At 44.2% G+C, this 12,695-nt stretch carries 12 protein-coding genes; all 12 read left to right on the top strand.

Going from position 1 to position 12,695, the window contains the following annotated elements:
* Positions 1-47: 47 nt before the first annotated feature.
* Entirely contained in the window at positions 48-923 is an 876-nt protein-coding gene (locus tag M3234_RS24045) for a YicC/YloC family endoribonuclease (RefSeq protein ID WP_262307148.1), read from the top strand.
* Between the two features lie 57 nt (positions 924-980).
* A complete protein-coding gene (gene remA, locus M3234_RS24040; RefSeq protein WP_066318345.1) occupies positions 981-1,244 on the top strand; it encodes an extracellular matrix/biofilm regulator RemA in 264 nt (87 codons plus the stop codon).
* A 12-nt stretch (positions 1,245-1,256) separates the two neighbouring features.
* Positions 1,257-1,871 (top strand): guanylate kinase, encoded by a 615-nt coding sequence (gene gmk, locus M3234_RS24035; protein WP_262307147.1) that lies wholly within the window; start codon positions 1,257-1,259, stop codon positions 1,869-1,871.
* Position 1,872: 1 nt separating this feature from the next.
* Positions 1,873-2,091, top strand: coding sequence for a DNA-directed RNA polymerase subunit omega (rpoZ, locus tag M3234_RS24030; RefSeq protein ID WP_066318348.1), 219 nt, complete (start codon positions 1,873-1,875; stop codon positions 2,089-2,091).
* A 275-nt stretch (positions 2,092-2,366) separates the two neighbouring features.
* Positions 2,367-3,578: a bifunctional phosphopantothenoylcysteine decarboxylase/phosphopantothenate--cysteine ligase CoaBC gene (gene coaBC / locus M3234_RS24025; RefSeq protein WP_262307146.1), complete on the top strand. Its 1,212-nt coding sequence runs from the start codon at positions 2,367-2,369 to the stop codon at positions 3,576-3,578.
* Positions 3,578-5,989 carry a primosomal protein N' gene (gene priA / locus M3234_RS24020; RefSeq protein ID WP_262307145.1) on the top strand — a complete coding sequence of 804 codons (2,412 nt, stop codon included), beginning with the start codon at positions 3,578-3,580 and terminating at the stop codon, positions 5,987-5,989. The genes coaBC and priA overlap by 1 nt, the downstream gene beginning before the upstream one ends.
* Before the next feature lie 57 nt (positions 5,990-6,046).
* Positions 6,047-6,529, top strand: a complete 483-nt coding sequence (gene def, locus M3234_RS24015) for a peptide deformylase (RefSeq protein ID WP_262307144.1) — start codon at positions 6,047-6,049, stop codon at positions 6,527-6,529.
* A gap of 1 nt (position 6,530) precedes the next feature.
* Positions 6,531-7,475 (top strand): methionyl-tRNA formyltransferase, encoded by a 945-nt coding sequence (gene fmt, locus M3234_RS24010; protein ID WP_262307143.1) that lies wholly within the window; start codon positions 6,531-6,533, stop codon positions 7,473-7,475.
* Between the two features lies 1 nt (position 7,476).
* Positions 7,477-8,829: a 16S rRNA (cytosine(967)-C(5))-methyltransferase RsmB gene (gene rsmB / locus M3234_RS24005; protein WP_262307142.1), complete on the top strand. Its 1,353-nt coding sequence runs from the start codon at positions 7,477-7,479 to the stop codon at positions 8,827-8,829.
* A gap of 3 nt (positions 8,830-8,832) precedes the next feature.
* Positions 8,833-9,921 (top strand): dual-specificity RNA methyltransferase RlmN, encoded by a 1,089-nt coding sequence (gene rlmN / locus M3234_RS24000; RefSeq protein WP_262307141.1) that lies wholly within the window; start codon positions 8,833-8,835, stop codon positions 9,919-9,921.
* A 4-nt stretch (positions 9,922-9,925) separates the two neighbouring features.
* Complete coding sequence (locus tag M3234_RS23995; protein ID WP_262307140.1) at positions 9,926-10,678, top strand: Stp1/IreP family PP2C-type Ser/Thr phosphatase; 753 nt, start codon at positions 9,926-9,928, stop codon at positions 10,676-10,678.
* A complete protein-coding gene (gene pknB, locus M3234_RS23990; protein ID WP_262307139.1) occupies positions 10,679-12,649 on the top strand; it encodes a Stk1 family PASTA domain-containing Ser/Thr kinase in 1,971 nt (656 codons plus the stop codon).
* Positions 12,650-12,695: the final 46 nt, after the last annotated feature.

Below are 12,695 nucleotides of genomic sequence, written 5' to 3'. Positions count from 1 at the left end.
ATTATATTAAAGCGCTGAACATTTATTATAGAATGGATGTGCAATAAATGGTTTTTAGTATGACAGGCTTCGGCAGGGCAAGGGCCGAATCCGAATCGTGCACTGTCAATGTGGAAATTAAAACGGTGAATCACCGTTTTAGCGAATTCAATATCCGTATGCCGAGGCAGCTGTTAAAAATAGAAGACAAAATAAAGAAATCACTTAACCAACATATCCGTCGCGGCAGAATAGAGGTTTATATCAGTTTGGAGGGACAAGGTGTCGTTTCCCGCAAATTGCAGGTAGACTGGAAATTAATTGAAGAATACTTTCAATTTATTAAACAAGCACAAAGCAAGTACGGGATTGAAGGCCCGGTAAAGCTCGTAGACTTGTTGGGTCGGACTGACCTTGTACATATTGAAGAAAGTGAAGCTGAAAATGAACAGCTTGATGGGCTGGTGCTAGCCGCAGTGGAAGAAGCTGTTACCTTGCTCAAGAAGATGCGTTTGGCTGAGGGGGCAGAGTTAAAGAAAGACTTACTTGACATCATTGCCCAAGTCGAATTTTTGCTGGCAGAATTGCAAAAGTTTGCCCCTGCTGTGATTCAACTCTATAAAGATCGGTTGACAAAGAGAATGCAAGAATTTGCGAATGGACAGTTGGACGAAACGAGACTTGTAACGGAGGTTGCTGTTTTTTCCGAGAAGGCCGATATTAATGAAGAAATCACCCGATTAAAGAGCCATATCGGGCAGTTTGTCCAGACGCTCAATGAGGACGAAGCAATCGGCCGAAAGCTTGATTTTCTTGTTCAGGAAATGAACCGTGAGACAAACACCATCGGCTCAAAAGCCAATGATGCAACCATAGCCAAAAACGTCGTTGAAATAAAAAGTCTGCTAGAGAAGTTAAAGGAGCAGGTTCAAAATATTGAATAGGCGTTTAGAAAAGGTTCGGCACGGTCAAAATATATTATTGATGATTGGATGATGATCATGGCTATTAGGTTAATTAATATTGGATTTGGCAATATTGTTTCGGCTAATCGAATTATTTCAATTGTTAGTCCTGAGTCGGCGCCGATAAAAAGAATTATCCAGGATGCCAGAGATCGAGGGTCACTAATTGATGCTACATATGGCAGGCGGACTCGCGCGGTGATTGTCATGGACTCAGACCATGTCATCCTGTCCGCGGTACAGCCGGAAACGGTTGCCCATCGCTTGACGGATCGCGAGGACACTATTGATGAAGGGTAGGATTTAATAAGCATGCAAGAAAAAGGATTGCTGATTGTATTGTCAGGACCATCGGGGGTCGGTAAAGGAACCGTCCGTAAAGAGATTTTTTCGCAGCCCGATACGGCATTTGAATATTCGATTTCTGTTACGACAAGAAAGCCGCGCGCCGGTGAAGTGGATGGGGTCGATTACTTTTTTAGGACAAGGGAAGAATTTGAGGAATTGATCCGGAATGATAAGCTGCTAGAATATGCTGAATTTGTCGGCAACTATTACGGAACGCCGGTGGATTATGTCCGCGAAACCCTGGACAGCGGCAAGGATGTTTTTCTTGAAATTGAGGTAAAGGGTGCCCGTCAGGTTCGCGAAAAATTCCCAGAGGGCTTATTTATCTTCCTTATGCCGCCGAGCCTTTCCGAACTAAAAAATCGGATTGTAACCCGAGGTACTGAAACAGAGGATATCATCCAAAACCGGATGTTGACGGCACGTGAAGAAATTGAAATGATGGAATTATATGATTACGTGGTGGAGAACGATCAGGTTGAGCGAGCCTGCGATCGAATAAAATCGATTGTAACAGCGGAGCATTGCCGCCGGGTTCGAGTAGAACATCGCTATAAAAAATTGTTGGAGGTTGACTAATATGCTATATCCTTCTATTGATTCATTACTTGAAAAAATTGACTCAAAATATTCACTAGTTTCTGTGGCAGCCAAGCGAGCCCGCGTCATGTCGCAGATAAAAGATGAAAGACTGCCGAAATATGTTTCCCATAAGCATGTTGGAAAGGCACTTGAAGAAATCTATAGCGGCGAGTTGACCTACCGAATTGCCAAAAAAGCGGATAGCCCATCCGAATAATTAATTGATAGAAAGGTCTGACAATAAAGGATAATTCCTTTACTGTCAGCCTTTTTTTTGTGCAGGGGCGGAGCGCCGCATATTTTTAGTAGTTCAGACAAACCTGAGTGGAGATATACATTTTGTCAAATGAATGTAGGGTAGCGCGGCTCTGATCACACCGCCTTCTGTTGAATGAAGAAATCTGTCGATAATTAGAAGGAAAAACGTGAAAAAATGTTGCTATTCCAGCATAATAGAAGGAAGAGAAACTGTATCGAGAGCGGGGGATAACCATGATTAACAATAAAAAAATTCTGCTATGTGTCACGGGAGGAATCGCCGTATACAAGGCCGCGGCCCTGACAAGCAAGCTTGTTCAGGCGGGGGCACATGTAAAAGTGGTCCTGAGCGAATCCGCGGCAAAATTTGTCACCCCATTAACCTTTCAGGCTTTATCACGAAATGATGTGTATACTGACACATTTGATGAAAAAAATCCGCAAGTCATTGCCCATATCGATCTTGCAGACTGGGCTGACCTGGTTTTGGTTGCCCCGGCAACAGCCAATATTATCGGAAAATTGGCGGGAGGAATTGCCGACAATATGATTACTACCACCCTTCTAGCCACTTCCGCTCCAGTGTGGATTGCTCCTGCGATGAATGTTCATATGTATGACCACCCTGCTGTTAAAAGAAATTTGGCGATTTTAGCAGAATACGGCTGCCAATTTATCGAGCCGGGCGAAGGATATCTTGCCTGTGGTTATGTCGGCAAAGGCAGATTGGAAGAACCTGAAAAAATCGTTTCGACAATCCAGGCATATTTCGCAGGAAGGGAAGCAAAACGGCTAGTCGGAAAAACGGTTTTGCTTACCGCGGGGCCAACAAGGGAAAAAATTGACCCAGTCCGGTTTATTTCAAATCATTCAAGTGGAAAAATGGGATATGCGTTGGCAGAGGAAGCCAAGAAACAAGGCGCCCGAGTTATCCTGGTTTCAGGACCCGTTAGTCTTCAGGTTCCTGCTGGAGTTGAACTTGTCAAAGTGGAAAGCGCTGAAGAGATGTATCAGGCTGTCCTGGAACATTTTAGCGAAGCGGATGTTGTCATTAAAACAGCTGCCGTGGCGGACTACCGCCCGAAAATGGTTCATGACCATAAAGTAAAGAAACAGACAGGCGATGCAATCCTTGAGCTAGAAAGAACAAAGGATATTTTGTTTGAGCTCGGTAAACGTAAGGAACATCAACTGTTAATCGGATTTGCGGCTGAAACGAACGATGTCGACGATTACGCCAGGAAGAAGCTATCTGCGAAAAATGCCGATATGATTGTCGCCAACAATGTCAAAGCTGACGGGGCGGGATTTGGCACGGATACAAATATTGTGACGATGTTTAAACGGAATGGTTCAAGTGTTGTATTACCATTAATGTCAAAAGCGGCAGTTGCTGGAAAAATCATCGAGGAAATTGAAGCACTATTGAAGGATATGAATAACTAATGAAAATTGCCAGTGTGGTTGTGGATGTACCGACAAAACAAACGGATAAGTCATACGACTATTTGATTCCAGAAAAATGGCAGGATGTCATTCAGCCGGGCATGAGAGTGATTGTTCCTTTTGGACCAAGAAACATTCAAGGATTTGTGACCGGCATTAAAGTAGAATCCGAAATTAAACAGCTTAGGGAAATTATTGAGCCAATGGACATTGAGCCAGTTTTAAATCGGGAATTACTTGAACTTGGTGATTGGCTGACTGACAAAACGCTTTGTTTTAAAATCTTCGCTTACCAGGCAATGCTTCCGGCTGCCCTAAAGGCAAAGTATGAAAAAAAGGTGCGGCTGGCTGCCGGGGTAGAGCCTGAACAATTGCCTGTGCAACTAAGGGGCTATTTTGAAACAGGGCAAATGCTAGACTGGACGATGGCATTAGAACATAATATTGTGCCGCTGCTGCAGCGGGAGGCGGCGGCAGGACTGCTTGAAGTGATCTACTTGGTAAAAGACAAGGTTAGGAAAAAACAGGTCAAATTCGTTAAACCGGTTGTTAGCCCCGAAGAAATAAAAAAGGAACTGGAAGGGTTGCCCGCTAACGCTGAGAAACAAAAACAAATTCTAAGATTTTTTTTAGACCATAATCAGCCCATTGAATTAAAGCAGTTAACCGCCGAATTAAAGGTGTCATCAGCAGTTGTGAAGGCACTCGCGTCTAAACAGCTCGTTGCTGAGTTTGATATGGAAATCTACAGGGATCCTTTCGAGCACCGATCCTTTGAAAGAACCATTCCTCTGCCATTAACGAATGCCCAAACGACAGCAATCAAACCAATCCTGACTGCCATTGAAAAAAATGAACACGAAGTATTTTTGCTATACGGGGTAACCGGAAGCGGAAAAACTGAAATCTATCTGCAATCGATCCAGGAAGTCATTGACAAAGGAAAAGAAGCGATTGTACTGGTTCCGGAAATTTCATTAACACCGCAAATGGTGAACAGGTTTAAGGGCAGATTCGGCGATTTGGTGGCAGTCCTGCACAGTGGGTTATCGGCCGGAGAAAAATATGACGAATGGCGGAAAATTCAGCGCAAAGAGGTCAAGGTTGCGGTGGGGGCCAGGTCAGCTATTTTCGCGCCGTTTGAAAATATTGGCATCATTATTATTGATGAAGAACATGAAACAAGCTATAAGCAGGAGGATATGCCGCGCTATCACGCCCGCGATGTGGCAATCAGAAGGGCCCAAACCAATAACTGCCCGGTTGTGCTTGGCAGCGCCACGCCATCGCTGGAGTCCTTTGCCAGAGCGCAGAAAAATGTTTATCATTTATTGACGCTGCCTACGAGGATGAACAATCAGCCCCTCCCCGCAGTAGAAATTATCGACATGCGGGAGGAACTAAGAGCGGGAAACCGCTCGATGTTTTCCAGAAAATTGTTTGAATTGCTGCAAGACAGGATTGCCAAAAAGCAGCAGACCGTGTTGTTTTTAAATAAACGTGGCCACTCGTCGTTCGTGATGTGCCGCGATTGCGGCTATGTGGTAAATTGCCCAAACTGTGATATTTCCCTCACCTATCATCGCGCCGGAGTACAGATGAAATGCCATTATTGCGGGTACGAAACAATCGTGCCAAAAGTCTGTCCCGAGTGTTCAAGTGAATATATCCGTTATTTTGGCACAGGCACGCAAAAGGTGGAAGACGAGCTGGGGAAAATTCTTCCCGAGGCAAGAGTAATACGTATGGATGTCGATACGACAGGCCGGAAAGGGGCACATGAGCGGCTGTTAAAGGAGTTTCAGGAAGGGAAAGCCGATATATTATTAGGAACGCAAATGATTGCCAAAGGCCTCGATTTCCCCAATATCACGCTAGTTGGAGTGTTATCGGCTGATACGATGCTTCATCTTCCGGACTTTCGTTCGTCTGAAAAAACCTTTCAATTATTGACGCAGGTAAGCGGCAGGGCTGGACGCCATCAACTGCCGGGGGAGGTCATCATTCAAACCTATACCCCCGAGCACTACAGCATTGAACTTGCTGGGCACCAGGATTTCGATCAGTTTTACCAGCGAGAAATGCTGGTCCGGAGGATGCACCATTACCCTCCATTTTATTATTTATCACTAATTACTGTTAGCCATGAGCAGCTGCTGACTGTGGTATCCGCAACGGAAAAGATCACAAACTATGTGCGCTCACAGCTGTCAAATGAGGCGGTGATCTTAGGGCCCGCCGTATCGCCAATTGCAAGGATAAATAATAGATACCGCTATCAATGTCTGATAAAATACAAACGGGAACCGAACCTGACCAGAACGTTAAAGACGATTCTGGACCAGTATCAGAAAGAAGCAAAAAACGGCCTGTTGGTTTCGGTTGATGTTAACCCGTTTATCCTGATGTAATCTGGTAAAAATGATTAATATATATATGCACGAGATTGAATTAACGGAGGAAAGATTTTGGCAATAAGAAAGATAGTAAACTACCCCGCTGACATCCTCGAGACGAAATGTAAAGAGGTAACAGTGTTTAACCGAAAACTTGCAAAAACGCTTGATGATATGTACGATACGATGATTGAACATGATGGTGTCGGCCTTGCTGCACCACAAATCGGTCTGGATGCGCGAGTCGCAATTGTCGATATTGATGACGAAGCTGGTACAATCGAAATGATTAACCCGAAAATCCTGAATACTTCCGGAGAACAAACTGGTCCGGAAGGCTGCCTAAGCTTTCCGGGATTATTTGGAGAAGTAACAAGACCAAATTACGTGAAAATCGAGGCATATGATCGCAAAGGCAGACAGTATGAACTGGAAGCGGAAGGGTTTCTTGCTCGAGCGATTCAGCATGAAATAGATCACCTGGATGGAATCCTATTTACATCAAAGGTTATTAGGTATCTAGAGGAAGACGAGTTAAAAGGAGAAGAAGCGTAAAATGACGAAGATTGTATTTATGGGCACGCCTGATTTTTCAGTACCCATCTTAAGGCAAATTATTGAGGATGGCTATGAAGTAATCGGTGTCGTGACCCAGCCTGACCGCCCGGTTGGCAGAAAAAAGGTGCTGACCCCGCCCCCCGTTAAAGTGGAAGCAGTAAAACAGGGAATTCCAGTGTTGCAGCCTGAAAAAATCCGCCAGCCGGAAGAACTGGAAAAAATCATAGCGTTAAAGCCGGATTTAATCATAACCGCGGCATTCGGCCAAATTTTGCCAAAACAATTGCTGGATGCTCCCGCCCATGGCTGCATTAATGTGCACGCTTCCTTGCTTCCGGAACTCCGCGGCGGAGCTCCGATTCACTATGCGATTATGCAAGGAAAGGCAAAAACAGGAATCACGATTATGTATATGGTAGAGAAATTGGATGCAGGCGATATGCTAGCCAGTGTTGAGGTTCCGATCACTAATGAAGATAATGTAGGCACCCTTCATAATAAGCTTAGCGCTGCTGGAGCCAAACTGTTGTCGGAAACACTGCCTCCGCTTCTTTCGGGCAAATTGGAGCCGATCCCACAAAATGACGCAGAAGCGACCTTTGCTCCAAATATTAAACGGGAGCAGGAGAAAATAAATTGGAACAAGCCCGGGGAAGAAATTTATAATCACATACGTGGATTAAATCCATGGCCGGTTGCCTTTACCACATTGGATGGCCAAACGGTAAAAATTTGGCAAGGGGAAAAAGTAAAAGGACCCGCAAATACGGAACCTGGCACTATCATTAAAATTGACCCTGATGGACCCATTGTCAGCACAGGCAATGAAACAGCCATTAAAATAACGCAGCTTCAGCCAGCCGGGAAGACAAAAATGACAGGTGAACAATTCTTAAGGGGCGCAGGCTCCAAATTAACAGCAGGAAGCAAGCTAGGAGAATGATATGACAATAAAGGCAAAAAAAAATGTACGTGAAACTGCATTGGACTTATTAACATCAATTGAGAAAAATCAATCTTACAGCAATTTGCTTTTAAACAGTACAATTGAAAAAAATGAATTGTCGCCTGTCGATGTTGGCTTATTAACAGAATTGACCTACGGAACATTGCAAAGAAGAATGGCGCTGGATTTTTTTCTAAAGCCGTTTGTGAAGGACAATAAAAAGCTGGCCGATTGGATTCTTCATTTACTAAGACTTACGGTATACCAAATGGTTTATCTTGATCGAATCCCCGATCGCGCCGCAATCTATGAAGCGGTGGAAATTGCCAAAAAACGCGGGCATAAAGGGATTGCTAGTTTGGTAAATGGGGTGTTGCGGAGCATACAGAGAGAGGGGCTTCCCTCTTTAAGTGAAGTCAATGACCCGGTTGAGAGATTATCATTAGAAACCAGTCACCCACTATGGTTGGTAACAAGATGGGTTAACCAATTTGGCTATGATAAAACGAAGGAAATGTGTGAGATTAATTTAACAGCACCAATGCAAACAGCCAGAGTCAATCTCACGAAGATTTCGAGGGTTGAATGTGTCCAGCTTCTTGAAGAAGAAGGCTATCAAATTGAAAAAAGCCCGATTATTCCCGAAGCAATCAGGGCATTAAAAGGGAACCTGGCATCCAGCATGGCCTATAAATATGGGATGTTAACCATCCAGGATGAAAGTTCGATGCTTGCCACCTATGCATTAGGCGCTGAGGAAAACGAATTTGTCCTTGATGCGTGCGCTGCCCCTGGAGGCAAAAGTACGCACATCGCTGAAAAAATGCAAAATACTGGCGAGGTGATTTCAGTTGACCTTCACCAGCACAAAGTCCGGTTAATCAATGAAAATGCCCGCAGGCTAGGGTTATCAAATGTAAAAACGAATGTTTCCGATTCAAGACTTTTACCGGAAAAGTTCAAGCATGAAACATTCCATCGAATATTGCTTGATGCACCCTGTTCAGGCCTCGGGGTGATGCGAAGAAAGCCGGATATGAAATATACGAAGACTGAAAAGGATTTAGACCGATTGAGCAGTATTCAGCAGGATTTACTAACGTCTGTTGCTTCGCTTCTGAGAAAAGGCGGCACCCTTGTTTATAGTACCTGTACAGTAGACAAAGAGGAAAATGAACAAACTGTTAAGACATTTTTAGAAACCAACCCGGAATTTGAAGGGGATTTATCCTTCAAAACTCGGATGCCCGAGGCGGTCCAACCGCTGATTACCGGCTTTGATTTGCAAATATTCCCGCAGGACTTTGGGTCGGACGGCTTTTATATTGCGGTACTGAAAAGGAAGGTGTAAGTATTGGAGCAATTAAATACAACAGAGACAAATACAACATTGGAAAAAAAACAATCCATCTACTCATTGCAGCTGAATGAACTTCGAGAGTGGCTTAAGGATCACGGTGAAAAGCCGTTTAGGGCAGAGCAAATCTTTGATTGGCTCTATAAGAAAAGGGCTATCGAATTTGAAGAGATGAGCAATTTATCTAAGGGTTTGCGAGAACAGCTAGCGAATCATTTCCAAATAACAACATTAAACACGGTGATTCAACAAACCTCCTCAGATGGAACCATCAAATTTTTATTTGAACTTCATGATGGCTACTCCATTGAGACAGTCCTGATGCGCCATGATTACGGAAATTCCGTGTGTGTCACAACCCAGGTGGGCTGCCGGATTGGCTGCACCTTCTGCGCTTCCACACTTGGCGGACTGAAGCGGCATTTGGAAGCAGGGGAAATTGTTGCCCAGGTAGTCAAGGTTCAAAAGGCGCTTGATGAATCAGCGGAGCGAGTCAGTTCTGTTGTGATCATGGGAATCGGCGAGCCCTTTGATAACTACGATAACATGCTGTCGTTTTTAAAAATCATTAACCATGAGAATGGACTTAATATCGGCGCGCGCCATATCACGGTATCGACGAGCGGGATTATTCCAAAAATCTATCAATTTGCCGATGAAAATATGCAGATCAATTTTGCGATTTCCCTGCATGCCCCGAATACCGAGCTTCGCACTAGGCTTATGCCGATCAACAAAGCCTATAAACTTGATGACTTAATGAAAGCAGTAAGGTATTATATCGATAAGACGGGTCGTCGTGTCAGCTTTGAGTATGGTTTGTTCGGCGGGGTAAATGATACAGTCGAGCATGCGGAGGAATTGGCTGCCCTAATCAGAGGTTTGAAATGCCATGTCAATTTGATACCGGTAAACTATGTCCCTGAGCGGGATTACGTCCGGACCCCAAAAGACAAGATTTTTGCCTTTGAAAAAACATTAAAAAACCATGGAATCAATGTAACTATTCGCCGAGAGCACGGTCATGACATTGATGCTGCATGTGGTCAGCTCCGGGCAAAGGAGCGGAAAGAGGAGACGATGTAATCGTATGAGAGCGGTATTTCTAACAGACAGAGGGAAAGTGCGGGTTCACAATGAAGATGCCGGCGGTGTCTTTCAAAATCTCGATGGCAGCCTTCTTGCCGTTATTGCTGACGGGATGGGAGGGCATCGCGCCGGCGATGTGGCAAGTAACATGACAGTGACTCAATTGAAAAACGCTTGGGAGGAGTCCAAGGGTATTAAAACTGCGGATGCTGCCGAAAAATGGCTAATGGAACATATTTCGATTGTCAACGGACTTTTGTTTGAACATGCCGCTACCCATTCCGAATGCTTTGGGATGGGTACGACGATCGTTGCCGCAATCACAACGGATACGTTTGCCACCTTGGCGCACATTGGGGATAGCCGCGGGTATTTGTTAAATGAGTCAGGCTTTAAACAAATCACCGAAGATCACTCGCTCGTCAATGAATTGGTCCGTACCGGGCAAATATCGAAGGAGGATGCGGAACACCATCCTCGTAAAAATGTCCTGCTCCGGTCACTGGGCACTGAAAAAATGGTCGAAATGGATCTGAAAACGATTATGTTCGAAGAAGGCGATATTCTGCTACTATGTTCAGATGGGCTTTCCAATAAAGTAAGTGAACAAGAAATGATGGAAATTCTCTTGAATGACGAGCAGCTGGAGCAAAAAGCCGCAGCCTTTATCTCACTCGCAAATGAATACGGTGGAGAAGATAATATTACGCTTTCGATTGTAAAGTTTTCCGAGTGCAGTGAGGGTGATTGCTAAATGATGATTGGGAAAAGATTAAGCGGACGCTACAAGATTTTAAATATGGTCGGCGGCGGCGGTATGGCCAATGTTTACTTGGCACATGACATGATTCTCGACCGTGATGTTGCCGTAAAAATGCTCCGGCTCGACTTCGCCAATGACGAGGAGTTTATTCGGAGATTTCACAGGGAAGCCCAGTCGGCGACAAGCCTTGCCCATCCAAACATTGTCAACATCTATGATGTCGGTGAAGAAGACGATCTTTATTATATAGTGATGGAGTATGTTGATGGGACAACATTGAAACAATACATACAGCAAAACTCGCCTCTTCGAGTCGAAGAAACGATCGGAATTATGAGAGAATTGACCTCAGCCATTTCTCATGCACACCACAACCATATTATTCATCGGGATATAAAACCGCAGAACATTTTGATTGACCATGACGGTAATGTCAAAATTACTGATTTCGGCATTGCCATGGCTTTGACGGCCACAAGCATCACCCAAACAAATTCAGTCCTTGGCTCGGTTCATTACTTATCTCCAGAACAAGCACGCGGCGGTATGGCCAATCGTAAATCAGACATATACTCTTTAGGCATTGTCATGTTTGAATTATTGACCGGCCGGCTCCCATTTTCGGGAGAATCGGCAGTTTCAATTGCCTTAAAGCATTTGCAATCCGAAACGCCTTCAGTCAGGAGATGGAATCCAAACATCCCACAAAGTGTGGAAAACATCGTCTTAAAGGCGACCGCCAAAGACCCATTCCATCGCTATAATAGTGTGGATGAAATGGAGGAAGACTTAAGAACGGCGCTTGATCCCGAAAGAATGAATGAACCGAAGTTTGTCATCCCGGTTGATGACGAGGCTACGAAGGCCATCCCTGTCATTACCAATGACAAACCGTTAAAAAATCTCGACGAAACACTGGTTCATAGCAGTGAGAAAAGTGATTCAGCAGCTCATTCAAATAAGGAGAAAAAACCGGGCAAGAAGCGGAAAAAGTGGCCGATCATTTTGATTTCCGTACTTCTAGCACTCATCCTGCTCGGATTGTCGGCCTTCTTCATCTCGGGGATGCTGCAGGCAAAAGATATTAAGATTCCGGATGTAAGCGGCATGAATGAAGAAGATGCGATCTCAAAGCTTAAACTAAAAGGCCTGAATATCGATAAAACAATTGAACTTACAGATGAAAAAGTCAAACAAGGACAGGTTATCAAGACAAATCCACCAGCAGGCACAACCGTTAAGGAACATGCAAGAGTGACACTGTATATTAGCAGTGGCAAAGAAAAATATGAGCTTGATGATTATGTTGACCGCCAATTTGATGATATCGTTAGACTGTTGGAAAAATTGGATTTTAAAGACATAAAAAAGATTGAAAAACACGATGATAGTGAACCTGGGACAATTATTAGCCAGAATCCGGCACCAGGTAAAAAAGTCGTTCCCGAGGATACTATTTTGGAGTTAGAGGTAAGCAAAGGGCCTGAAAAAATTGTCCTCATGGACCTAACGCAATATAGCGTGAAAGCTGCTCAGGATTATGCCGCCTCAGTCGGTTTAACCTTAGATGCTTCTCAGGAACAATATAACGACACGATTCCCAAAGGCATGATTATCTCGCAAGAACCAAAACAGGGAACAGAGTTGCAAAAAGGCAACAAGGTTGCCGTGATTGTTTCAAAAGGAAAAGAAGAAAAACCACCGAAAGAATATAGCAAGGAAGTAACCATTGAATTTGTCCCGCCTATTCCTGGCCAGCCGGGACAAAAACAGGAGGTCATCATCTATATTGATGATATGGACCACAATCCGACTGTTCCTGCGGACCGATTCTTTATCACAGAAACGACAAGACGCCAAATTAAATTAATCATTGCCGAAGGTAAAACAGCGAGCTACAAGGTGTGGCGCGATTCGCAAGAGATTGCCGAAGAAACTGTTAATTACAACGATGTTCAATAAGGGTATAAAAATTCAAATAGCTTATGAGTCAGGCAAGGAGGGCTGC

It is taken from the genome of Neobacillus niacini, from assembly GCF_023715785.1.
Lineage (GTDB): Bacteria > Bacillota > Bacilli > Bacillales > Cytobacillaceae > Neobacillus > Neobacillus niacini_E.
Note: the sequence above shows the minus strand (reverse complement) of the source record. Positions and strands in the feature narration are given on the sequence as shown.